The 24,146-nt window shown below is 36.1% G+C and carries 30 protein-coding genes; 29 read left to right on the top strand and 1 reads right to left on the bottom strand.

All coding sequences use genetic code 11. The annotated features are described in order from the left end of the window. Positions 1-160 precede the first annotated feature (160 nt). From E2K98_RS13495 to E2K98_RS13630, 29 genes are all read left to right on the top strand, one after another. Positions 161-700 (top strand): hypothetical protein, encoded by a 540-nt coding sequence (locus E2K98_RS13495; RefSeq protein ID WP_133334884.1) that lies wholly within the window; start codon positions 161-163, stop codon positions 698-700. A gap of 20 nt (positions 701-720) precedes the next feature. After that, positions 721-1,200 (top strand): hypothetical protein, encoded by a 480-nt coding sequence (locus tag E2K98_RS13500; protein ID WP_133334886.1) that lies wholly within the window; start codon positions 721-723, stop codon positions 1,198-1,200. 32 nt (positions 1,201-1,232) lie between these two features. Beyond that, positions 1,233-1,325 (top strand): helix-turn-helix domain-containing protein, encoded by a 93-nt coding sequence (locus E2K98_RS32325; RefSeq protein ID WP_407921213.1) that lies wholly within the window; start codon positions 1,233-1,235, stop codon positions 1,323-1,325. An 87-nt stretch (positions 1,326-1,412) separates the two neighbouring features. Next, the gene (locus E2K98_RS31670) at positions 1,413-1,640 is read left to right on the top strand and encodes a hypothetical protein (RefSeq protein WP_235824828.1); all 228 of its coding nucleotides are present in this window, start codon (positions 1,413-1,415) and stop codon (positions 1,638-1,640) included. After that, positions 1,610-1,759 (top strand): LuxR C-terminal-related transcriptional regulator, encoded by a 150-nt coding sequence (locus E2K98_RS31675; RefSeq protein ID WP_235824807.1) that lies wholly within the window; start codon positions 1,610-1,612, stop codon positions 1,757-1,759. The genes E2K98_RS31670 and E2K98_RS31675 overlap by 31 nt, the downstream gene beginning before the upstream one ends. Before the next feature lie 163 nt (positions 1,760-1,922). Further along, positions 1,923-2,414 (top strand): CarD family transcriptional regulator, encoded by a 492-nt coding sequence (locus E2K98_RS13515; protein WP_133334888.1) that lies wholly within the window; start codon positions 1,923-1,925, stop codon positions 2,412-2,414. A 408-nt stretch (positions 2,415-2,822) separates the two neighbouring features. Beyond that, complete coding sequence (locus E2K98_RS13520) at positions 2,823-3,023, top strand: cold-shock protein (RefSeq protein WP_026576199.1); 201 nt, start codon at positions 2,823-2,825, stop codon at positions 3,021-3,023. 580 nt (positions 3,024-3,603) lie between these two features. Next, the gene (locus E2K98_RS13525) at positions 3,604-5,049 is read left to right on the top strand and encodes a L,D-transpeptidase family protein (RefSeq protein ID WP_133334890.1); all 1,446 of its coding nucleotides are present in this window, start codon (positions 3,604-3,606) and stop codon (positions 5,047-5,049) included. A 320-nt stretch (positions 5,050-5,369) separates the two neighbouring features. Beyond that, positions 5,370-5,786 (top strand): DUF1641 domain-containing protein, encoded by a 417-nt coding sequence (locus E2K98_RS13530; protein ID WP_133334892.1) that lies wholly within the window; start codon positions 5,370-5,372, stop codon positions 5,784-5,786. A 31-nt stretch (positions 5,787-5,817) separates the two neighbouring features. Then, positions 5,818-6,996, top strand: a complete 1,179-nt coding sequence (locus tag E2K98_RS13535) for an NAD(P)/FAD-dependent oxidoreductase (protein WP_133334894.1) — start codon at positions 5,818-5,820, stop codon at positions 6,994-6,996. A gap of 391 nt (positions 6,997-7,387) precedes the next feature. After that, complete coding sequence (locus E2K98_RS13540) at positions 7,388-8,068, top strand: hypothetical protein (RefSeq protein WP_133334896.1); 681 nt, start codon at positions 7,388-7,390, stop codon at positions 8,066-8,068. 172 nt (positions 8,069-8,240) lie between these two features. Beyond that, positions 8,241-9,158 carry a DUF1835 domain-containing protein gene (locus tag E2K98_RS13545; RefSeq protein ID WP_133334898.1) on the top strand — a complete coding sequence of 306 codons (918 nt, stop codon included), beginning with the start codon at positions 8,241-8,243 and terminating at the stop codon, positions 9,156-9,158. Between the two features lie 152 nt (positions 9,159-9,310). Then, a complete protein-coding gene (locus E2K98_RS13550) occupies positions 9,311-10,153 on the top strand; it encodes an aldo/keto reductase (protein ID WP_133334900.1) in 843 nt (280 codons plus the stop codon). Between the two features lie 233 nt (positions 10,154-10,386). Next, positions 10,387-11,286, top strand: coding sequence for a LysR family transcriptional regulator (locus tag E2K98_RS13555; protein WP_133334903.1), 900 nt, complete (start codon positions 10,387-10,389; stop codon positions 11,284-11,286). A 176-nt stretch (positions 11,287-11,462) separates the two neighbouring features. Further along, a complete protein-coding gene (locus tag E2K98_RS13560; RefSeq protein ID WP_133334905.1) occupies positions 11,463-11,798 on the top strand; it encodes a hypothetical protein in 336 nt (111 codons plus the stop codon). A 178-nt stretch (positions 11,799-11,976) separates the two neighbouring features. Continuing rightward, positions 11,977-12,993 carry an LLM class flavin-dependent oxidoreductase gene (locus tag E2K98_RS13565; protein WP_133334907.1) on the top strand — a complete coding sequence of 339 codons (1,017 nt, stop codon included), beginning with the start codon at positions 11,977-11,979 and terminating at the stop codon, positions 12,991-12,993. A 98-nt stretch (positions 12,994-13,091) separates the two neighbouring features. Further along, entirely contained in the window at positions 13,092-14,429 is a 1,338-nt protein-coding gene (locus tag E2K98_RS13570) for an LLM class flavin-dependent oxidoreductase (RefSeq protein ID WP_133334909.1), read from the top strand. A 119-nt stretch (positions 14,430-14,548) separates the two neighbouring features. Then, on the top strand, positions 14,549-15,307 hold the full coding sequence (locus E2K98_RS13575) for an alpha/beta hydrolase (protein ID WP_133334911.1): 759 nt from the start codon (positions 14,549-14,551) through the stop codon (positions 15,305-15,307). A gap of 310 nt (positions 15,308-15,617) precedes the next feature. Next, positions 15,618-15,896 (top strand): glutaredoxin family protein, encoded by a 279-nt coding sequence (locus tag E2K98_RS13580; RefSeq protein ID WP_133334913.1) that lies wholly within the window; start codon positions 15,618-15,620, stop codon positions 15,894-15,896. Between the two features lie 110 nt (positions 15,897-16,006). Then, the gene (locus tag E2K98_RS13585) at positions 16,007-16,822 is read left to right on the top strand and encodes a transporter substrate-binding domain-containing protein (RefSeq protein WP_133334915.1); all 816 of its coding nucleotides are present in this window, start codon (positions 16,007-16,009) and stop codon (positions 16,820-16,822) included. 35 nt (positions 16,823-16,857) lie between these two features. Continuing rightward, positions 16,858-17,565 (top strand): amino acid ABC transporter permease, encoded by a 708-nt coding sequence (locus tag E2K98_RS13590; RefSeq protein WP_133334917.1) that lies wholly within the window; start codon positions 16,858-16,860, stop codon positions 17,563-17,565. A gap of 16 nt (positions 17,566-17,581) precedes the next feature. Further along, the gene (locus E2K98_RS13595; RefSeq protein WP_133334919.1) at positions 17,582-18,292 is read left to right on the top strand and encodes an amino acid ABC transporter permease; all 711 of its coding nucleotides are present in this window, start codon (positions 17,582-17,584) and stop codon (positions 18,290-18,292) included. Next, positions 18,289-19,059 carry an amino acid ABC transporter ATP-binding protein gene (locus E2K98_RS13600; protein WP_133334921.1) on the top strand — a complete coding sequence of 257 codons (771 nt, stop codon included), beginning with the start codon at positions 18,289-18,291 and terminating at the stop codon, positions 19,057-19,059. Before E2K98_RS13595 ends, E2K98_RS13600 begins: the two co-directional genes overlap by 4 nt. 29 nt (positions 19,060-19,088) lie before the next feature. Further along, positions 19,089-19,598, top strand: coding sequence for a GNAT family N-acetyltransferase (locus tag E2K98_RS13605; RefSeq protein ID WP_133334923.1), 510 nt, complete (start codon positions 19,089-19,091; stop codon positions 19,596-19,598). Between the two features lie 19 nt (positions 19,599-19,617). Beyond that, positions 19,618-20,763 carry an amidohydrolase gene (locus E2K98_RS13610; protein ID WP_133334925.1) on the top strand — a complete coding sequence of 382 codons (1,146 nt, stop codon included), beginning with the start codon at positions 19,618-19,620 and terminating at the stop codon, positions 20,761-20,763. A 74-nt stretch (positions 20,764-20,837) separates the two neighbouring features. Then, entirely contained in the window at positions 20,838-21,044 is a 207-nt protein-coding gene (locus tag E2K98_RS13615; protein ID WP_133334927.1) for a Fur-regulated basic protein FbpA, read from the top strand. Between the two features lie 38 nt (positions 21,045-21,082). After that, a complete protein-coding gene (gene ssuE / locus E2K98_RS13620) occupies positions 21,083-21,643 on the top strand; it encodes an NADPH-dependent FMN reductase (RefSeq protein ID WP_133334929.1) in 561 nt (186 codons plus the stop codon). 233 nt (positions 21,644-21,876) lie between these two features. Then, positions 21,877-22,503 (top strand): hypothetical protein, encoded by a 627-nt coding sequence (locus E2K98_RS13625; protein ID WP_133334931.1) that lies wholly within the window; start codon positions 21,877-21,879, stop codon positions 22,501-22,503. A 38-nt stretch (positions 22,504-22,541) separates the two neighbouring features. Continuing rightward, positions 22,542-22,928, top strand: a complete 387-nt coding sequence (locus tag E2K98_RS13630) for a VOC family protein (RefSeq protein ID WP_133334933.1) — start codon at positions 22,542-22,544, stop codon at positions 22,926-22,928. 383 nt (positions 22,929-23,311) lie between these two features. On the opposite strand, the gene E2K98_RS13640 is transcribed toward E2K98_RS13630, so the two are convergent. Beyond that, a complete protein-coding gene (locus tag E2K98_RS13640; RefSeq protein WP_133334935.1) occupies positions 23,312-23,875 on the bottom strand; it encodes a hypothetical protein in 564 nt (187 codons plus the stop codon). Positions 23,876-24,146 lie beyond the last annotated feature (271 nt).

Consider the following 24,146-nt stretch of genomic DNA (forward strand, 5'->3'; position numbering starts at 1 on the left):
GGCTGCTAGTCCGTCATTATGCATGTCCATACCTTGATCTCTATTTAGAGATATAGATTTTTAAAAATTTTTCTACCCAAGGTTAGTCGATATATGGAATTAAAGAATATATGATAATAACAACGGTTTTATTTATCATTTAACTAAATGGGGGATAAGCATGAATCAGCATTCTTTCTCGATTATTATCATCATCGCTCTTATTTTTTTAAGTATTGTAAGACGCGTCCGTCGAAATATTGGCTGGCAGCAATTAAAACAAGGAAACCTGCTGTTTCGAATTATTTTGTTTCTGATTATTGGGTTAATCTTTTTAGCGGGAGGTGTTGTCCACCCGATCAGCTTAATCTCTGATGTGGTGGGTATACTTTTAGGGAGCATTTTGGCTTTTTATAGTGTAGGTTTAACCACATTTGAACAAAGAGAGGGACGTTTGTTTTACCGCCCGAATATTTGGATTGGCAGCATGGTAACGCTTCTTTTTCTTGTTCGTTTTATTTATCGGTTTTATAGTATGTTTACCGGCGGAACACTTAGTGGATTACAACCAGGACAAACAAATGGATGGCAAAACATTAGTTATACCACCGGGAATTCATGGACAGCTGGGCTTATGCTCATCATGTTTTCTTATTATGTTATTTACTATATGATTTTGTTGAAAAAGCAAAAACAAATTTCCCAAAGGAATACGAATTAATATTCAAGGAGACCTTTCTCATGTTGCATGAAGAATATCAACAGAATAGAAGAAAGATGATTGGCCTGGCAGTCATCTTTTTTCTTATGTTTACCTATCGATTTTTTTTCGGTCCTTTTCCGAAAATGTTTCTAAACCTTTTGATTTGTTTAACTTACTCCGTCATTTTGTTTCTTCCTAAATCATGGTGGACGAGAAAGAAATTGTTCGGTACAGCCTTAATACTCATAACTGAGACAGCGTTTGGTGTCTTTTGGTTTCATGAAATGAACCTTATCTATCTGCTATCCATTTTTATTTTTAATGTAACGATGCAAATATCCTTTTCAAAGTCATCGATTTCTGTGGTAGTAACAATGTTAATAGTTGCCATGCTTTATATTCGATTCGGAAAAGAAACTGTATTTAGTATTATATCTTTCATTTTCTTAACCATAGTACTTTACTTTACGATTCGGTTACGGCTGCAGCGGAAGAAAATGTATCGGGTGAATCAATAGGGGAAGCTTCTAATGGAAAAGAGGCTATTGAAATAGCCAATGAATGCAAGCCGGATGTCATCCTAATGGATGTTCAAATGCCTATCATGTCGGGAATTGAAGCGACAACGGCAATATTGAATTAGTTTCCAGCAACAAAAGTTGTTATTTTAATACCTTTTGATGACCAAGAGTATATTTATCAAGGGATTCGCGCAGGAGCTGTTGGGTATTTGCTTAAGGATGCGGAAGTCGAAGACATGTTAGAGACGATTCGTGCTGTCTTTCGTGGGGAGGCCGTATATAAAACAAGTTTGGCTGCTTATGTGCTTTCAAGGGTAGTGACCAACAGCTTACATGTTTCTGGAGTCAAACACAAAACAATTTTTGTTGAACCTTTAACGGAGCGGGGAAGGAAATTTTTCAAGAAATGGCCTATGGATTACGGAATGATCAAATAGCTCAAAAACTAATGATAGCGGAAGGAACGGTCAAGTCGCATGTAATCGGATCCTGCAAAAGTTTGGATGTGAAGATCGAACTCAGCTTGTCGTTATGGCACTTCGTAACGGAATGGTGAAATAAAATGACTACCAGGAATTATCAGCGGAGATTGGCCAATTTTCTAAAAAATATTTTTTAAAAAATAAACACAAAAATATTGACACTAAATATTAATTGGTGGTAAAATAATAAATTTGATAAAAAATAAAATTTGTGGTATGCTTGAATAGGTTTAAATTTTGGAGGTGGTTTATTTGTTTCAAGTTGGTGATTACATTGTTTATCCAATGCAGGGTGCCGGTGTTATTGAATCGATAGAAGAAAAGGAAGTCTTAGGTGAGACACATCAATACTATGTAATAAAAATGCCAATCAGTAAAATGCAGGTAATGATTCCTATTGGAAAAGAAAAAAAATCACGTATTCGATTAGTTTCTGATATACCTACACTTGAAAACGTATTGCGAATTTTTCAGCATGGACAAACCGATACCAATCTTTCAATGAAAGAAAGGTATAAAATTAACTCAGAAAAATTGAAAACAGGAAATATCAAAGATGGCGCTGAAGTTGTGCGTGATCTAATGCGCATCAATAAAAATAAAGCACTTAATTCAAGTGAAAAACAAATGCTAGAAAGCGCACGGAAGATATTTATAAGTGAACTAGGATTAATTAAAGGACTCACTGAAAATCAGGCAACAGATTTGTTAAATAATAAAGTCGGCTAGTTTTTCCTCTAGCGTTTATTGTGATTAAACTGAAGAAATTTATCCTATTCAAGCTTTTTTCATCATTAACTTCTTTATTTCCTCACATTAATCAGACGTTTCTACTTTTATTCATTTCTGATTTTTACCAAACGTTTTAATTTTGGACAAATATATTTATTATGCCTAATTCAAACTGGCGCGGCCATTGGAGCCGTAAGGATGAAAGAGAGGTTGGGCTTTCGTTGTTTTAGGCAATTTAATTTATTTTATTGTCCCCTTGTAATTTTTTAGAAGAAGTGGTATATTAAAAAAGAATTATTTTTGTCCGGTGTAAAGAAAGTGGATTTCTAACTTTTCGTCTTGATGATCACTGAGAGCAAGGATAGTAATATATTGTGTGTAATTACACACTAGGAGGCAACACAAATGGAAAATGGTAAAGTAAAATGGTTTAACGCAGAAAAAGGTTTCGGATTCATCGAACGTGAAGGCGGAGAAGATGTATTCGTTCATTTCTCAGCTATCCAAGGCGAAGGTTTCAAATCTCTTGAAGAAGGTCAATCCGTAACTTTTGATGTTGAGCAAGGTCAACGTGGAGCTCAAGCAGCAAACGTTCGTAAAGCATAATAATAAAAAAACAGACTCTTACATTAGAGTCTGTTTTTTTATTTAAGGATTAAAATATAAACGTTTTAACTTTGAGAATTGTCCAGCTCCATCGCCTAGTCCTTCGAAGTTGCTTCGGTATTGTCAATGAAGTCAAAGAACGACTTCACTGCCAGGAACGATGACCAAGGCGCTTGCGATTTTCTTATTCAAGGCAATAAAAAACACCACTCACGAATGAGCGGTGCAGATAAAACGGTAAATCAAATGGTAATGCAAGTATAGCATATAAATTTGAAAAAACCTAAATAATACTTAAATTTATAAAAGATTTCATAAAAAGTAAAAGAGTGGGATCCATTTTCCCTTTTACGATGGATCTAAATCTAAGACGTTTTCTTTCGAAAGCGTCTTTTTTTTGTCCAAATTTAGGAATAATTTGAGTGAAAAAATTAAATATATTTTTATACAAATTATGACAAAATTCATATTGTTCAATCAACTAAAATAGTACCAAGGATATAGACAAACCAATCAAACGCTTAAGCAGTATTGAAAAAAGAAAAGTGTGTCCATGTTTTGCAACTAAGGGGGAAGGACAATGAGAAGTACGGTATACATGCCAATTAGACAAATTCATAAAAGGCGGAATAACCCATTAAGAATGTTAATAAACGGGAAATCTATAGTAATAGCCATTATCGTTTTATTAGCCTTAGGATTTGCGGGTATTTATTATTATCAGGCAACTCGGTTCAATCAGAATATTAAAATCAATGGCACAAAAGTTGGTGGATTGACCGCAGATCATGCTTTAAAAAAATTACAATCAACTGTATTAAAAAACGAAGTCTTTATTGGAAAGGATAGAATTTTCAATGGAAAAGATACAAAAACGGGATTTAGCAATAAAGACCTAAATAATGTCAAGGAAATATTAAAAAAGCAAAAGACATTTTTACCTTCCTCAAAGGAAAAAAAATATACGCTGCTGCCAAGTAATGTGGATAAGTATCACAGTCAAACAATTAGGGAAAATGTAGAAAATCAACTCAAAGCTATAAATAAAAGCTTAAAAGGCACAAGTGATTCGGCGGTTTTTTTGAAAAATGGGAAGATTATCACCCCAAACAGCAATATTGGTCATTTAGTTGATGTTGGGGGTACCATAAAAGATTATCAGAAAAAGGAATATAATAGTGTGATTCATTTGAACCCCGTATACATAGAGCCTACCAATGTGAATACTGCGTTGGTAAAAAAAGAAGAGAATTTGCTGCAAGAACTTTTGCAGCGAACCGTCGATTATAAGCTGCAGGATAAAATTTATTCTTTAAAAGCGAGGGAAGTAATCAAGAATGCATCCCTTTCCAAAAAAATGAAGTATATCATTGATCCGAGCATGATTAAGAACAAGATTGCTGAGATGAATCGTTCGCAATCTACTTTAAATAAAAATTATAAATTTAAAACACATTCAGGTAAGGTTATTTCAGTAAAAGGAAAGTCCTACGGTTGGGCAATCGATGTTGATGCAGAAACCAAGCGAATTGTGAAGGCCTTTGAAAAAGGGGAAAACTCGATTAAAGCCTATAATATTTACGGCGTTGGTTGGAGCACATATGGTGTCGGCTATCATGTTACATCAAATAATGGCATAGGTGATACGTATGCGGAAGTGTCCATTAACGATCAACGTATTTGGATTTATAAAAATGGTCAATTAAAAGTGACAACCTCCGTGGTTACAGGCTGGCATGGAGTCAATCAAGATACACCAAAAGGGGTCTGGTATGTGCAGTATAAGAAATCTCCATCCATTCTTAGGGGGAGCGAAGTTGGAAATCCGAATTATTCTGTTAAAGTGACATATTGGGCTCCGTTTACATTGGATGGTGTTGGATTCCATGACGCCGGCTGGCGGAGTAACTGGGCAAGTAATGCCTATCTATCCAATGGATCAGGTGGTTGTGTTAATATAAAGCCAGATGTGATGAAAAAGGTTTATGCCAATCTTGTTCAAAACGAGGCTGTAGTGGTTTATTAAGAAGTGGTAATTACCGGAAATACAGTTTCCGTATTAAAATCTTACTATATTAAATATGAATGGAAAAAGCCTTCAATGTGAAGGCTTTTTTTTATTGTTACGCTGGCAGTACTTTGCAAAAATATTTAAAATCTCAAACGAATATCTTGAAAATTATCGTTAATAGGTATAAAATTTTGTTTTGTGAAATCACTTTTATTATTATGTTTATAGTATTAATTATGAATGAATCATACCAGCAGATGAAAAGGCAGGTTCATAGGGATATAGAGTTGTTTCATAGTATTCCAAACAGCCGCCTAACGAAAGGGGAATTCGCTATGATAGATGTTATGGAAAAACCTGTAGAAACGAAACAAGAACGACTCGATGTGCTTGATCAGTTATTAAACCCAGAGGTTCAGGAATCTTTGACTACATTAGTTGAACAGCTTCCAAAATTGACTGAACTTGTGAATTTATTAACGAAGTCCTATGATTTTGCTCAGTCCGTTGCAACAGATGAGATATTAAAAAATGATACAGTTGGAGCCATTAAAGAAATTGCAGAACCCGTGAAAGATTCAGTGAAAAATCTTGCTGCGACTGTTATTGAAGCGAAAGACCGTGCGGAAGAAAGCAACGAAGTGATCGGCCTATTTGGAATTTTAAAAATGTTGAAAGACCCACAAGCACAGAAGCTTTTCCGTTTCTTTAATGCTTTCCTAGAAGTTTCTGCAGAACGTTCAACTAAATAATTTTAATTACACTACGGACGGGGGAAATACTATGTCAAAAAAAATCGTCATTTTAGGGGCCGGTTATGGCGGACTATTGGCTGCAATCAATATTCGTAAATACTTAAATAAGGACCAAGCAGAAGTTACGGTAGTAAATCAGTTCCCTACACACCAAATCATTACAGAACTACACCGTTTAGCAGCTGGGAGTGTTGCTGAGCAGGCAGTGGCCATGCCATTAGCAAAGCTTTTTAAAGGAAAAGATATTGATCTTCGAATCGCAAAGGTTGAGTCTTTTTCCGTAGATAAAAAAGAAGTTAAACTTTCAGATGGTGCCTATCTAACATATGATGCGTTAGTTGTGGCGTTAGGAAGTAAAACTGCTTACTTTGGTATTCCAGGATTAGAAGAAAACAGTATGGTTTTAAAATCTGCAGATGATGCCAATAAAATTTATCAACATATCGAAGAACGTATTAGTGAATATGCTAAAACGAAAAATGAAGCTGATGCAACCATTCTTATTGGCGGCGGTGGCTTAACCGGTGTTGAACTTGTTGGTGAAATTGCCGATATGATGCCAAAGCTTGCTAGAAACTATGGAGTGAATCCGAAAGAAGTGAAATTACTTCTTGTTGAAGCAGGTCCGAAAATTTTACCAGTGTTACCGGATCCATTAATTGAACGCGCAACTGCAAGTCTTGAATCTCGTGGTGTTCAATTCTTAACAGGTCTGCCTGTTACGAATGTAGAAGGCAATGTAATTGATTTAAAAGATGGACAAAAGATTGTTGCCAATACATTTGTTTGGACTGGCGGAGTACAAGGTAATCCTCTAGTTGGTGAATCGGGTCTTGAAGTGAATCGCGGACGTGCAACAGTTAACGAATATCTTCAATCAACTTCCCATAAAGAAGTATTTGTTGTAGGGGATAGTGCTGTTGTCTTTGGCCCAGAAGGCCGTCCATACCCACCAACTGCACAAATTGCTTGGCAAATGGGTGAACAAACTGGATACAATGTGTATGCATTCTTGGAAGATAAATCCTTTAAAGAGTTTTCTCAGATTAACTCAGGGACACTTGCAAGCTTAGGACGTAAAGATGCTGTTGCCACCATTGGCGCTAATGCTATTCCACTTAAAGGGCTGCCAGCTTCTTTAATGAAAGAAGCAAGTAATGTAAGATACTTGTCACACATTAAAGCATTGTTCAGTTTAGCATATTAATTTTGATGGTTTTACAGCTCTAAAGTAATAAAGCAAAAAGGTTGCAATCTACAACTTTTTAGGACTATAATAACAATGGCTTTCTTAAAGGATAAACCACAGTGTCCCGACAACACTGTGGTTTTCTTTTTTTTAGTTTCCTCTAAAGCCCGAATTAAAAATGGATAGGTAAATTGGCAGAACAGCTAAATAAAACAGGATAATCCTCTTGGAATATAGAATATAGTATAAATATGTAATATTAACCAATACAATTTTTAGAATGTGATAGTGAAAAATTTCATGGCATTACTTTTTTAAAGTGGATTGATTAAACATATAGGATTTAGGATTAGAATATGAATGGGATAAATGAAAAATTGGAATTCTTTATACTTGATTAGGAGGTCCTATGAAACAAAGTAAATATTCCATTGCAGATTACTGGAGAAATAAGATAAGACTAGATGAGGAGTTATGGGGTTGCCTTTTTGAGAACCAACCTATAACACAGAATTCGGTGATTATTAATCCGGTAATCCTTAACTCTTATAGTGACCAATCGGAAAACGCTTGGGCTGTTTATCCCAATCCACAAAGTGTCTTCGGATTTTTAAAATTTATCTATCTTCCTACAGCCTTTATAGGGTTAATAAATCCGGAAATGGAGTATCAATATTATTTTGAAGAAGACCTTGGAGAGCTTTTGGACGAATTGAAGGATGAATACCCTGATAAAATAAAATTATTAACTAAAATGGAAGAAATATATTTTGCGTTAAATAATAGTTGGGATGATCACAGTCATTTATGCCTAGAGAAAATAAAACAATGGTCAAGAAGTTTTAATGAGGCCTGGCTGAAATTAAATGGAACCGCATTATCCTTTCATGTTTTTAGCTCGCCTGAAGAGGCTGCAAAATTTATTATCCAAGTTTACGAAGAAGACTTGGGTATCGATTTTCTAGAAAATGATCTTGGTATCACCAAAAATGATTTATTAAGCATCACAGGTCAAGAAATCTTTCAAAATGCATTTATGAAAAGGCGTTTTACTGACATATTAACCAATCGATTAAAAGTTGCTTTTTGATACGGAAAGAAAAGAAACATGGGGTCCGACCCCCTGCGGATAAAAGCGTTCGCACCGGGGGAGTGACCCCATGTTTTCTATTTCTTGCTATACAAAAGAAGAATATCCAATTTATTTAAGTAAGGTATTGTAGGTAGAAAGAAAATAGTCAGGAAAAAGATGAGGTAATCTTATGATTCATATTGTAAATGGCGATGTAGTTGGTAATAAAATTAAACAAATAGAGGGTGACATCCTGGTTTGGAGAGAAATGTATGACTTTGGTCCCTTAAATTTAACCTGGTCAAAAGAAGAGCAAATAAAAAAACGTGCTCATTTTTTTGAAGAAAAACTTGAAATTCCATCAGAATTTTTTATTCAAAATTGTCAAAATCAAGATCGTATATTGAATGGGATAGCGAAATCAGAGGAGGTTATTCTCTGGTTTGAGCATGACCGATTTGACCAAACCATGCTCATGTACTTACTAACAGAATTATCTACTAAAGGCTGCGAAAATATTTCATTGATAAGTATTGATCAGTATCCTGGTATAACACCTTTTTATGGATTAGGGCAATTATCATCAGGGCAATTATTGGGACTGCTTGATAGTAGAAAAAAGATAACAACTGAACAAATCCATGAGGCGACCACTGGATGGACTGCCTATAACTCCACTGAGAATGAGGATATTGAAAAATGGATTTTATCTAAAAACCATACCCTACCGTTTCTCCTTCGGGTACTTCAAGATCATAAAAGTTATTTTCCCTCTATTCAAACCGGCTTAAATGAGGTTGAATATTTAGCACTATCCTTCCTTCGTGAAGATGGATGTTTATTTTATGATTTGTGTTCTCACATTATGGAAGAGAGAATTAATGATGGTTTAAGTAACTTGCATTTGGCAGCTATTTTAAAAGAATTAATGAAAGGACCGTATCCGTTGCTTAAAGGTAACATTCCTTTGCCAAATTATTCTCACCCTGCTTCCAATCCAATGTTGGAATTAACCTCCTATGGGTTAGATGTATTAAATGGGGCCCAAAATCGAATTGAGCTGGTTGGGATTGATTGGTGGGTAGGGGGAGTATATTTACATACCTGACAGTTCAAGGTTCTGCCACTAGAGCAGCATCGGGGTCACACCCATCTTTTCAGATATCGCCAAAAAACGGTCTATTTACAGAAAACTTAAAACTGTGAAAATAATCCATAATTATGGTAATCTTAATTTACTAAAAACTAGGGAGTGACTCGTTGGTGAAAACTATTCCAGAGATTCTATTAAATGATGGGCTTACTTTGCCTGTGATTGGATTAGGTACATATAAACTTAAGGGGAATGAAGGAGTCAATTCTATCCTATCTGCAATCAATCAAGGCTATCGATTAATTGACTCTGCATATAATTATGAAAATGAAGGAACTGTCGGTGAAGCCGTTAGACGCAGTTCTATTCCGAGAGAAGACTTAAGAATTACATCCAAATTACCTGGCCGTTATCAAGCCTATGACAAGGCGGTTACGACCATTCAGGAATCACTATATCGCGCTAATCTTGACTATTATGATTTATATCTTATTCATTGGCCTAATCCGAAACAGGAACTATACGTGGAGGCATGGCAGGCATTGATTGATGCAAAAAAATCGGGACTTATTCGTTCGATTGGTGTTTGTAATTTCTTGCCTGAACATTTGGAGCGTTTGGAAAAAGAAACGGGCGTAAAGCCAAGCGTCAATCAAATCGAATTACATCCATTTTTCAATCAAGCCGCTCAACTTAAATGGCATGAAGAGAATAATATTTATACAGAATCTTGGAGTCCACTAGCTCGGGCAAATGAAGTCTTACATAATGAAACACTTCAAAAGATTGCTGGCGGTCATAACAAATCTATTTCTCAAATAATTTTACGCTGGCATTATCAGCTCGGGGCCATATCCATTCCTAAGTCTGCATCTTCTGAGCGGCAACTTGAAAATATATCGATATTTGACTTCTCCTTGAATGAAACCGAGATGTCGATGATTTCTGAATTAACCCGTCCAGATGGGAGAATAAACAATCAAGATCCTGCAGTATATGAAGAATTTTAAGCCAGAGAAAGAGTGTTTAAAATTTTATCCAATTCACACTTTACTTATTGGATTAATTGGAGTAGAATTTAGAAAATCATAAATATTGGAAATCTGCCGATTGGTCTCCCAAAGGCTCCTAAACGTATTACACGTAGAGGAGCCTTTTTTACATTTTGTGAACGCAGCAAACCCTTATAGGATTAGTTAACAACAATGCTATTCAAAAAAAATCAAGAGAGGGGTTGGAGAAAGTGAACATTGATCATCTGGAAGCTTTTATGTATGTAGTACATTTGGATAGTATACATAAAGCAGCTGAAGCATTGTATTTATCTCAGCCAACCGTAACAGCAAGAATCAAAACATTAGAACGTGATCTTGGTATCGAATTATTTATAAGAAAGGGAAGGAGTTTGACATTATCAGATGAAGGAAAAGCATTTATCCCCTATGCTGAGCAAATTATCAATACCTATAGTGAGGGGAAAAAACGTTTGAAGAGGGAAGAAAATCCTGAAGAAATTGTCATTGGGGCAAATATGATTACTTCCCAATATTTTATACCATTTGCTCTCCCTTTCATAAAGAAGGAAAATCCTGCATTGCGATTTAAATTTATATCCGCACCAAACGAAGTATTGCTCGATAAACTTCTTCAAAACCAACTGGATATCGCCTTTATGAAGGATGTTAATCATCGTGGTATTCAAAAGCATGAGCTCCTAAATAATTCTGTCCGGTTGGTTGTTTATCCAGGACACTCTTTTCAATTTCAAGAAAATATATCTGTTCAACAATTAGCCATGGAGCCATTGGTATTTTTTGAATGCGGCGCTTTTGACTGGAATCGGGTTCATAAATTGTTTGAAGTGGCAAATGTTGAACCAAATATCGAATTTTTAGTTGACCATCTTGAGGTAGCGAAATCGTTTATTCTTAACAAAAATGCCATTGGATTTTTACCTTACCTCTGTATTAAGGAAGACCTTGAAAATGGCAATTTAATTGAAATAGATGTTTCTCATATTCTTCAAATCAATCAACGTATTTTTGCGACTCATTTGAAAAATGGTTATCAGTATTCCAAGTTATGGAATGATATTCTTTTATCTGTTAAAGAATTTGAGAAGAAAAATATGATGGTTTATTAATTAAATTTTCTAAAGTGAAGATTAAATTTTTCAATCAGTTAATCTATTGCCCTTTCAATCTTTTCGGTGGTAGGATAAATTTCAATCATAACTTTTAATATAAAAAAAGGAAAAGCATTGTTTTAATTCCTAGTATTCTGGTTTGTATTGTTGTGTATAAAAGGAGGATGTTAAATATGCAAACACAAAAGAATAAGAGTTCAGCTGGTTTTTTTTCAAAAACAAATCAATCAAAATTTTTTGAAACAAGTCAATATCTTAATCTGCCTGATTTACAGTTTTTTATTTGGTGTAATCAAAAGTATAAGGTGAATAGGGGAGTCTATAATACGATAGATCAATGGTTTTATGAGTACGGCATTGTTAATATTCATTATCGGAGGATTCAGCTTTTGGCATTCTTGGATTTTCTCAAAGATAAGATTCTCGAAAAAGATAAGCAGAAGTTTATCCGATTCGGTCATGGCGGACTTGCCAAAAGTCTGAATGAATTTATTAATGATTTACGTTAAAAAATGAAAATCTCTATGAATCGTTCTTTTCTTTATAAAATTTTTTAATTAAGATTAAATATTTTCCTATCAATGAAAGTATTGCCAGTTAAATATTTTCAGTGTTAGGATAAACATCAGCAAATAAAACATACTTTTTCAATGTGATAAGTCAGAATAAAAATGGAGGAATTTATAAATGGGCTATAACCTTAGTATTTTAGATCAAAGTCCGATTTTTCCTGGAAGCACAGCTTCTACTGCGTTACAAAATACAGTTCTGCTGGCTCAAAAAGCAGAAGAATGGGGGTATACACGTTTTTGGGTATCAGAGCATCACAATACAGATCAATTGGCTGGCTCCTCACCTGAAGTACTAATTTCCTACTTATTGGCACGGACGAACACGATTCAGGTTGGGTCAGGTGGAGTCATGCTTCAGCATTATAGTCCTTATAAGGTAGCTGAAAACTTTCATGTTTTATCCAATTTGGCACCTGGAAGGGTAAATCTTGGGGTTGGGAAAGCCCCAGGCGGACTTCCGTTATCCACAAAGGCGCTGCAGTATGGAACTGTTAATGATGGTAAGGATTTTACAGAACGGCTGATTTTTTTATCGGAATTAATTCACAATTCGATTGATGACTATCATCCTCTTGCAGGAATTCAAGCAACACCAATTCCTCAGGAAAAACCAGAAATTTTCCTTCTTGGAGCAAGTGCAAACAGTGCACAGCTTGCCGCTGATTTGGGGATATCATTTGTTTTTGCTAAATTTATCAATAGTGATGCACGAGTACTGGAAAAAGCTGCAAATCTATATCGAGAAGGCTTTCCACATGGAAGATTTATCATTTCATTAGCCGTTATTGCTACACCTACTCAGACAGAAGCAGAACAATTGGCAGGGGACAGAAAAATAGTCAAAGTACATCTTCAGAGCGGAAGAATGGTTACGGTACAATCCATTGTGCAAGCAGAGGTTTTCGGAAAGCAATCCGGTGAATCATATGAAATCACTGAACAAGAAGCAGATATTATTGCGGGTACACCTCGTTTTGTAAAGGAAGTTTTAAACCATCTCCACAAAACTTATCAGGTGGATGAATTTATTTTACATACACCAATTGAACAAGAAGTAGAAAGATTTCAATCATTTCGGCTGTTGAGTCCCTTTAATAATGCAAATACATTTGTCCAGCCGATAAGAAGGTAAGATTGACAATGGAGAGTTCATATATTTTTTTAAACCAAATACCAACTATCCAGGTAGGAATAATAAATAATTTAGAAGGCGAAAGGAAGGAAAGTGCGATGGCAAAGAAAAGACAATTAAAATTGGGAACGATCATTCATGGTGTGGGAGGGAATATTGCGGCTTGGAGACATCCAGAGGTATTAACTAATGCCAGTGTGAATTTTGAATTTTATAAGGAGCAAGCCCGAAAATCGGAGAAGGCAAAATTTGATTTTGTTTTTATTGCGGATGGCTTGCATATAAACGAAAAATCATTGCCTCATTTCTTGAATCGATTTGAACCGCTTACGATTCTATCAGCACTGGCCGCTGTCACTTCACGAATTGGCCTTGCTGGTACTGTATCGACATCATATAGTGAACCGTTTACTATCGCACGGCAATTTTCCTCCCTTGATCATATTAGTCATGGCAGGGCAGGCTGGAATGTTGTAACTTCCCCATTAGAGAAAACAGCCTTAAACTTTAGCAAAACTATTGAAGAGCATCCAAATCATTCAAAAAGATACCGAATCGCCTCTGAATACCTGGATGTAGCAAAAGGATTATGGGATTCATGGGAAGATGATGCATTTATACGTGATAAAAAATCAGGTGAATTTTTTGATCCTGAAAAACTGCATCAATTAAATCACAAAGGAGAATTTTTCTCAGTACAAGGACCGTTAAATATTGGCAGATCGAAGCAAGGGAGACCCATTATCTTTCAAGCTGGGTCTTCTGAAGATGGGAAAAACCTTGCTGCTAAAGATGCTGATGCTATTTTCACTGGTCAAGAAACGTTGGACGATGCACAAAAATTCTATCAAGACGTCAAACGCAGGACTGCTGAATATGGTAGAAATCCGGAACACATTCTAATTTTGCCAGGAATCGAGCCGATTGTTGGTAAAACAGAGGAAGAAGCTGAACAGAAATATCAAGAGATTGCTAATTTAGTATCGATTGAACAGGCATTGAACTATTTAGGACGCTTTTTTGAACATCACGATTTTTCACAGTATCCACTCGATGAACCCTTTCCAGAAATCGGTGATTTGGGTTCAAACAGTTTCAAAAGTGGTACAGATCGAATTAAGCAGGAAGCGAAAGAAAAAAACCTAACCCTTCGGCAGGTAGCACTTAGGGCGGCCACACCAAGAACTCCGTTTATCGGGACACCAGAAAAAGTGGCAAACCTAATCCAAGAGTGGTTTGAAGGGTATGGGGCAGATGGTTTTATTATTCACTTCAATCTTCCAAGCAACATAACGGGATTCATTGATCATGTAGTCCCGATTCTGCAGGATCGTGGTTTGTTCCGTACAGAATATGAATCTGACACATTGCGGGGAAATCTTGGACTCCCATTCCCGGATAACCGTTATGCACAATCTATAGTGAAAAATGGATAAATGTGTTTTTATAATAAAAATATATAGCTTTATCATTAATCGTATTTTATACTTTTTTTATACTATTAATTCATACTTATTAAATAGGATTAGTTGGACATAAAAAGGGGTAGATATTGATGAAAGAAAAGTTTCCAATTATTAAGGGGGCAGAAAATTTTAAATTCAAGGGTAACAAAATTGGGATTCTCATTTCACATGGTTTCGTTGGTACACCGCAAAGCGTCCGTTACCTAGGTGAAAGACTGGATGAATTTGGGTATTCTGTTTTGGGTCCTAGATTAAAAGGGCATGGAACCCATTATGCAGATTTGGAGAAATGCACGCATGAAGAATGGTTTGAGTCATTGGAAAAGGGTTATCAAGAATTAAAACAGGAATGTAGAGATGTTTTTGTATTGGGCCAGTCAATGGGTGGTACACTATCGCTTTGGCTTGCTCATAAATATAAGGAAATAAAAGGGATTATCTTAGTTAATCCTGCTTTGACTCTTCCTTCTTTTGAACAATTCAGAGGAAAAGAATTACCCCGTTATGTTAGTGAGGGAAATCCTGACATAAAAACAAGGGATGCTTACGAAATCACGTATTCAAAAGTTCCAATTAAAGCCATTCATCAACTGCAAACACTTATGGACATAACGCCTGCCATATTACCAGACCTACATTGTCCTGTTCTGGGAATGAAGTCTGCAGTAGATCATGTCGTACCACCGGAAAATACGGATTATATTATTGACCACATAGGGTCAACAGAAAAGGAAATGATTGTGCTGCCAAATTCCTATCATGTAGCATCATTGGATTATGACAAGGACGTAATTGTAGAAGGGTGCCATCGTTTCGTTCAACAACAAGTAAGTCACCGTGTGGTATAGCTTTGGATTAATGAATTACCTATTCTTCTGATAGTTTTTATGAATGAAAACAATATATTTTTCTATCAGGTAACCTGTAGAATTACTCTTCTTTACGTGTTAGGATAAAGCACAAGATTAAAAATAATTCATATTAAATAACTCGGAATTAAAAAGGAGGATTCTAGAATCAGCAGATCATGACACCAACTGAACAATTTAAGAATTTATGCCGGCTAGACAACTAGAGGCTCTCTATTTAAGATGAAAAATCTTTAATGGGGAGCCTTTTTTGTTAATAAAAAATGAAATCTGATAGGGAGGAATAAAAATGGGAAAAGAATTATCTGTAGTGGTTTGGGCGAAAGAAGGTTGTCACTATTGTGGAGAGGTAAAACAATATTTACAGGATAAAGGAATTAAATACAAAACCATTGATGTTACGAATCATGATGAACGACGTGATATTTTAGAGATCAAGTATGGAGTTCGTCATGTACCAGTTGTTGAAGTTGGCCAAAATGAAGTGTATGAGGGAGTAACAAAAGTAGGAATCGAATATTTAGAAAAAGTTCTTGAGAAAGTTAAGAAGCGTAAAATTTCGGTATAATTCCGACAAAAATCATATGTTTAATAGTTCAATGCCTGGGAATTAGTATTTATACAACAATCCTGGAGCTAGTTGACGGATTAGGAATTTAAGGATGGGTGGATTTCGAGATGAAGAAAACAATTGCTATATTTATGACTTTACTGCTGGTTCTAATGCTTGGGGCATGCTCCTCACAAGAAACGAAAACAACTTCGAAAGTTAGCTCCAAATCGAAAGTACAAAAAATAATCGTAGGAACAGGGACACAATTTCCGAATGTCTGCTTTATTGAAAAGAATGGAAAGTTAACTGGATATGATGTGGAATTAGTTCGAAAAATTGATGAAAAGTTGCCTGAATATCAATTTGAGTTTAAAACAATGGAATTCTCTAATCTCTTGCTAAGCCTTGAGACGAACAAAATTGATTTTATCGCGCACCAAATGGAAGTGAATAAAGAAAGACAGGAGAAGTTTCTTTTTAACAAAGAACCCTATAATATTTTTCCTCTTAATGTAACAGTTCATAAAGATAATAATGAGATTCATTCTATTAAGGATTTAAAAGGAAAAAAGGTAATCGTGAGTCCGACTAGTAACTCAGCAGTATTTATCGAAAATTATAACAAGGAACATAATGCTGGCATACAAATTGTTTATGCAGGGAATGGGCCGGATTCTACCATTAATCAAATAAAAACAGGCAGAGCAGATGCCACTATTACAACACCATTTTCAGTCGATTTTAATAATAAGGCAGTTGATGCTCAGCAAAAAGTAGTCGGTGAACCGCTCTTAAATTCAAAAGTTTATTTTCTTCTAAGAAAAGATGAAACACCACTGCAAAAGAGAATTGACGAAGCGCTTGTTGAATTGAAAAAAGAAGGGGTAGTTAGCGAATTAAGTAAAAAATGGTTAGGAGCGGACTACACTGTAAACTTTTAAATAAAGGGAAGTTAGTGTTTGGAGGTTGTCAAAAAATGGGGAAAGCATTTGATCCTTTATTAATTATCGAGTTTTTACCAACCCTCTTGCATTACCTAGGGGTAACGCTTCAGATCTTAGCGGCATCTATTTTACTGGGACTAATCTTCGGTGTAGCAGCCGCTATACCGAGGCTGTTTAAAATTCCTTTATTGAATCAATTAGTGATTCTATATGTTTCGTTTATTCGCGGGACACCGATATTAATCCAATTATTCCTAGTATTTTATGGTCTCCCTGCTGTTCTTATGGTTTTCCATCTTGATATTTCTAAGATGGAGGCCATCTATTTTGTCATAATTACTTATGCAATTAGTAATGGAGCAGGATTTTCAGAAATTTTTCGGGGAGCGATACGCGCCGTTGATAAAGGACAGACGGAAGCAGCCTATTCAGTTGGAATGACCAGCACTCAGAACTTCTTTCGAATCGTTTTACCACAGGCTATACGGATTGCTTTTCCGAATATAGCAAACTCAGTTATTGGTTCATTAAAGGATACTTCACTTGCCTTTACCATTGGTGTGATGGATATGGTGGGCAGAGGTGATACGCTTATTTCAGCAACTGCGCATGCCCTGGAGGTATATATTTCCCTCTCGATTATCTATTATGCAGTTGTTCTACTATTTGAGAAGATATTTAAAATACTAGAAAAATATTTCAATCGTTATCAGAAAGCTGATTTATCAGTTGCTGCATAAAAAGGGGGAGATTTAAATGACAATTGATATTCCTTTTATTTGGATCGCTTTTAAAGAAATTATTAAGTCTCTTCCCATTACGCTCATTTTAACAATTGTCCCCTTATTGGTTGGTTTTTTAATCGGAATGGGTGTTGCACTAGTAAGGATTTATAAAACAAGGTTTGTATACCAGGCTGCTAATGGGTATGTTTCTTTTTTTAGAGGGACCCCTATTATGATGCATATTATGGTCATTTATTATGGAAATCCATTACTAGTGGACCAAGTATCGTCAAGATTTGATTTAAATATCCAATCCAGTAAGATTCCAATTGTTTTGTTTGTTTTAATCGCCTTGTCGTTAGCAGCAGGTGCCTATTTATCAGAAATTATCCGCTCAGGGATTATCAGTGTTTCAACAGGTCAATTGGAAGCAGCTTACTCAGTAGGGATGACTAAGCTTCAAGCAATGGTTCGGATTGTACTTCCACAGGCGTTGGCACAGTCAGTTCCCAATTTTACAAATATTTTTGTTGGGTTTTTACACACCTCGTCTATAGCCTTTCTCGTATCAGAAAAAGAATTGACAGGAGCTGCCAATATTGTCGCCTCCACTAATTTGAAATTTTTAGAGGCCTTTATCGCAGCAGGAATGATCTATTGGGGACTCACGATTATGGTGGAAGGCATTTCATTTTTACTTGAAAAACGGGTGACATTGTATAGTCGAGGAGGCGTGTCATGATTATTTTAAAAGAAATAAAAAAATCGTTTAATAAATTGCCTGTGTTAAAAGGCATTAATCTCAAAATAAACCGTGGAGAGGTGGTTACGATTCTCGGACCAAGTGGTTCAGGGAAAACCACTTTACTACGATGCTTAAATTTTTTAGAAAGGCCCGAAGCAGGTATTTTTCAAATGGGCAATATTCAGGTTGATGCTGAAAAGGTTACGAAAAAAGAAATTTTATCTATAAGACAACAAACAGCAATGGTTTTTCAACATTATAATTTATTTGCCCATAAAACAGTGTTAGAAAACGTAATGGAAGGCTTAGTTGTTGCAAAAAAAGTAAAGAAAAAGGATGCAAAAATGGTAAGTGAACAAGTGCTTGCAAAAGTCGGTCTCAGTGATAAGTTACATTACTATCCGTCTCAACTATCAGGGGGACAGCAACAGAGAGTAGGAATTGCAAGAGCATTGGCATTAAATCCTGAGGTTATTCTTTTTGATGAGCCAACGTCGGCATTAGATCCCGAATTAGTTGGGGAAGTGCTTTCAGTAATTAAAGAAATTGCACAAGAGGGGATTACGATGGTGGTCGTTACACATGAAATGAGTTTTGCTAAAGAGGTGTCTGATCGTGTTTTGTTTATGGATGGAGGAGTAATAGTCGAGGAAGGCACCCCATTGGAGATTTTCCTTGCACCAAAGGAAGAACGGACGCGACGATTCCTACAAAGAATATCGGGAGAATCATTTTTTACTCCCTTAAAAGAGCGGGTGAATTAGTTCATTTTTAAGAAAGGGTGTTATATGTTGTGATTGATCAAATTGTTATAAAAGAATTACTAGAAGAAGAAAAAGAGGCAGTACGGCAATTATTGGTCGAAAGTTATCAACAGTACAAGTATGAATATAATAATGCTCGAGTTTGGGAGGAGTACCTAACTAATATAAAGGCATCTGTGGATAATCCTGAAGTAGAAAAAATCTTAATTGCTAAAAGTAATGACAATATTCTTGGTACCTTACAGCTATTTCTGTCCTCAGAAAAGGCCTATCAAAGACCAGAGTTACAGATTTTCTCACCGATTATCCGGCTATTGGCTGTTCACCCGGAAGCAAGGGGACGCGGCATAGCACAAGAATTATTAAAAGCTGGTCTTCAATTCGCAAAGTCTCAAGGAGCAAACAAATTGTATTTGCACACAGGTGATAAAATGCAAAAAGCGATTCGATTATATAAATGGTTTGGTTTTAAACGAGATCAAACGAAAGAATTTTATAATAATGATATTTTAGTAAAATGCTATCGTTATGATTTATAAGAAGGGATAAATATTTACTATGAATCAGCAGGAATTAGAGACATTCTTAATATCGATTCGTCGTCATTTGCATCAATTCCCTGAATTATCGAACCAGGAATTTGAAACCTCTAAGTCTATTGAAAAGTGGCTAAAGGAACTAGATATCCCGATTCGAAAAACAACCTTGAAGACAGGTGTTTTTGCTGACATAAAAGGTGGAAAACCAGGGCCAATTGTGGCAATTCGTGCGGATATTGATGCATTGCCAATTGAAGAAAAAACAGGACTACCTTATGCTTCTAAGATAAAAGGAGTCATGCATGCCTGTGGCCATGATTTTCATACTGCTGCCCTTGTTGGTGCTGCTTATCTTCTTAAGAAGAACCAGTCAAATCTAAATGGCACAGTTCGACTCATTTTTCAACCAGCAGAGGAATTAGGGGGAGGGGCAAAGCATGTGATTGAGGATGGGCAGTTGGAGGAAGTGGAGGCGATTATTGGACTTCACAATAAACCTGGGCTTCCTGTAGGTACTATTGGTATAAAAGAAGGACCATTAATGGCAGCAGTCGATCGTTTTCAAATCATTCTCCATGGTAAAGGAAGTCATGCCGCACTTCCGCAGAATGGGAAAGACCCGATAGTTGCTGCAGCTCAGCTTATTACAGCCATTCAGACGATTGTCAGCCGGAATGTATCCCCGCTTCAAAGTGCTGTAGTGAGTGTGACGAAAATAATTGGAGGCAGTACATGGAATGTTATTCCAGGGAACATCAGCTTGGAGGGTACCGTTCGAACCTTTGACCCTATTATACGAGAAGAGGTAAAAACAAGGCTTTACACGATTGTAAATGCGATTGCTGCAGCTTTTTCTCAAGAAGCTGAGATTAATTGGTTTTCTGGTCCACCGCCATTAGTAAATCATACATCGGTGACAGAGATTGTTTCAACGGCTGCTAAGGAACAATCTTTGAACGTCATCCATCCAGAGTCATCCACGGCAGGTGAAGATTTTTCTTATTATCTGCTGGACATCCCAGGGACCTTTGCCTTTTTTGGTACAAATGGACAGGAAGATTGGCACCATCCTGAATTCACGGTTGATGAAACATCAATTATAAAGGCAGCTTATTTTTTATATGGAAGTGCAAGAGAATTATTAGATCTTCAGATTGCTAGATAATTTTTTAATACAGCGTAGGATCCAAACGAAAAAGTTTCATTTATAGGCTATTTATATAAATAGGGGTGATTCGGATGGGGGATATTCTTCGGGATGCTGTGGAAAAAAAGCGCAAGCAATTAATCGAAAAGCTAATTGCTTTTAATGTATATAAGAGTGAAGATAAACATCTTTTTGAGTTATCTCTTACGGAATTAGAAACCGAATATAGAACTTTCAAATCTCAACAACACCCCCATGGTAATTTGGGATCCATAAAATTTTCGAATAAGAAAAAATAATAAATCGAGAATTTAATAGAAGAAAGGGCGGTTGAATCATGAGCAATATTACCATTATTTCAGGGAGTCCCTCTGAGAAAACAAGATTAAATGGAGTTTTCCAAGAGGTTTTAACTTATTTTCAAGCAAGTGGGTATACTCCCGAAATCATAAATGTACGCGAGCTTCCACCAGAAGCATTAATTCATGCAAAATTTAATGGTGAAGAAATTTTAGATGCTAATAAGAAGGTAGAGGATTCAAATATTATAGTTATTTTGACCCCTGTTTATAAAGCATCTTTTTCAGGTGTGTTAAAAACTTACATGGATCTCTTGCCACAAAATAGTCTGGAGGATAAGACCATTTTACCCATTGCTGTTGGTGGCACTTTTGGGCATCTATTAATGATTGACTATGCCCTGAAACCTGTACTTACAACGTTGGGAGCAACCCACATCTTAAAAGGAGTATATGTTTTAGATAATCAAGTAAAGAAAATAAGCGATAATCGTTATGAATTAGATTCAGATGCCAAGAATCGGATAAATACTTCACTAAATTCACTAAATTTCAATAATCCCTCATTATTTACTATTGGTAATGACATAACTATTTAATAATGTATGTACACACCCATTTTTTTTGGTAATGAGTTAGCCTGGCAATATCTTCACTTTTCATACTCCTAAAATAAAAAATGGGATAGCAGAGGCTGTCCCATTTTTTATTTTAGGAGTGACCATTGCATCTTATCACCTAATCGGATGATATAATAAACTTAGAACATTCATGTAAGTTGAAAGTGATTGCTTACCATTAGGAAGAATTTTAATAGAGTTGGTGATTCATTATGAATGAAGCGAAACAATATGTCTGGTATGCGAGCTATGGATCAAATCTTAATTCTGATCGATTTTTATGTTATATCAAAGGAGGAAGTCCTGAAGGGTCTACTAGAGTGGAGTCAGGATGTAGAGACCGTTCCCTGCCAATTGATGTGTCGGCTTTTACTATACCCTATCCTCTTTATTTTGCAAAAAAGGCAGCAGGCTGGGATTTCCAGGGTGTTGCCTTTATCGGTTTAAAACAAGATCCCGCTAACATGACCTATAGCACGAAATATCTTGTCACGACTGAACAATTTTTGGATATCGTAAGCCAAGAAAATGGAGGAATTGAATTTGATATTGATCTGAATGAAGTAATCGAGAACAGTTCGACTACTTTTCGATCATCTTGGTACGGAAATATTGTTTACCTTGGCGAGGATAAGGGTTATCCGATTTTCACTTTTACGGCTCCGTGGAATCTAGACGAAGTGGAATGGGAGAAACCTTCGCAATCATATTTATCCACCATTATAAAAGGCCTGCGAAGTAATTATTCAAATAAGGAGATCTACGATTACATCCAAAATAAACCGGGCATAAAGGGTTTATATACTGGAGAAGAATTAATGAGTATTGTTTTTAAATAAGTCAAGGGGTCTGAACTCATAATAAGGGGAAATAGGCAATGATTAGTAAAATGGAACATGTGGCGATAATTGTTACGGATATGGATCGGTCGATTCAGTTTTACTCTGAGATTTTTGGATTTAAGGTTCGCCTTCGGGGAAGTAATCCGAATCGGGAAATGGCTTTTATCTATCTAGAATCGCAACTGGATATGGAGATTGAATTGATCCGTGATCTTAAATTTTTAGGAGAATATAGTGATAAGGGGATTGTTAATCATCTTGCCTTCACAGTAACAAATATTGATGAGACGATTCAGTATTTAAAGAAAAAGGGAATCGAGTTTCCTGCTGATGGAGTCAAACCAACACTTGAAGGCGGTCGAATGATATTGTTCCCTGGCCCAGATCAGGAACTTCTACAGCTTGTTGAGCGAGCAAAATAAACGATTTTTTAAATAAAGGCTATGTTAAAGAACAATGTTGATTTTTAAACAAAGTTGATTGGAGCGGAAGGCACGAAGACTCCTGTGGGAGTACGGGGTAGGGGAGACCCCACAGGAGCAAAGCGACGAGGAGGCTCCCCAGACCGCCCACGGAAAGCGAAGTGCCTGGAGCGGAAATCAACAACCAAGTTTAACAGAGCCTAAATAAAAGAGGAGCCCTAAATAAAAGAGGAGCCATTTCGTTATCGAAGGGGCTCCTCTTTTATTTTTCCTTTACCATAATTTGTTTACATACTTTATCCCATTTTTCAAGTAAAAAAAGAATCCAATCGGGTCCATAAAATAGTATTGGCTTGGCGTATCAAACAGCCATTCCTACTTTGTTATTCAGCTTCTTGTTCTGTCGCCGATGAATCCATTTCAGTTGAAGGATTAATAAGAATGCCATTAATTTCATCTCTTAATACATCTCTGAACACAAAGGCTGCAACTTCATTAAAATTATTATAGAGGTCGGATATGTCGTCGTTAAAAAATTGAATGACACTCTTTGTGAATACAGGATACACCGAAGGAGTATCTGGAGAAAAAAGTTTTGTTTCAGCAAATTTAAAATAGCGATTTGAAGATAATGCATCATCAAATAAATCGACAAGACCCTCCGCAGTAAAGTTACGTCCATATGGTCTGACGATGGATTTATCATAAATCACGATTGCATTCACCGTGATATTTCCTAATTCTTTTTGCAGGTTTAGAATCGTCGCCAATGCCCGAGCTTTTTTCCGACTGCTAAAAACAATGATAGGGATTAAATATCCTCCATCTTGTGGAAACTCAATTAAGTTAAGCACCTGCACCATGGGATCATTGCCAATTGAATATTTAAGCTCATTAAAATAAGTATACTGAGGTGGGCTTAACTGAGGCAAATCTGATTGTGTCATTTGTATTCCTCCTTTTCATTCATTCGTATTGTATGAGACGGGTATTTTTCTGAAACGGACAAATAACTATTTTTAAGAATTTTTATGGTTATTTCTCCCTAAGGTACAAATGTAGGGCCTGACACTCAGCGGAGTAAAACCATTTGTACCAGGGGGCTGACCCCATGCTTTAATCTTATTCAATAATGGGCAAATTAATGGTGATCTGAAAGATATCATCTTAAAAGAATTTCTTTATTGCATATATATTTTTTCTGTGCTAATCTAGATG

It is taken from the genome of Bacillus salipaludis, from assembly GCF_004358205.1.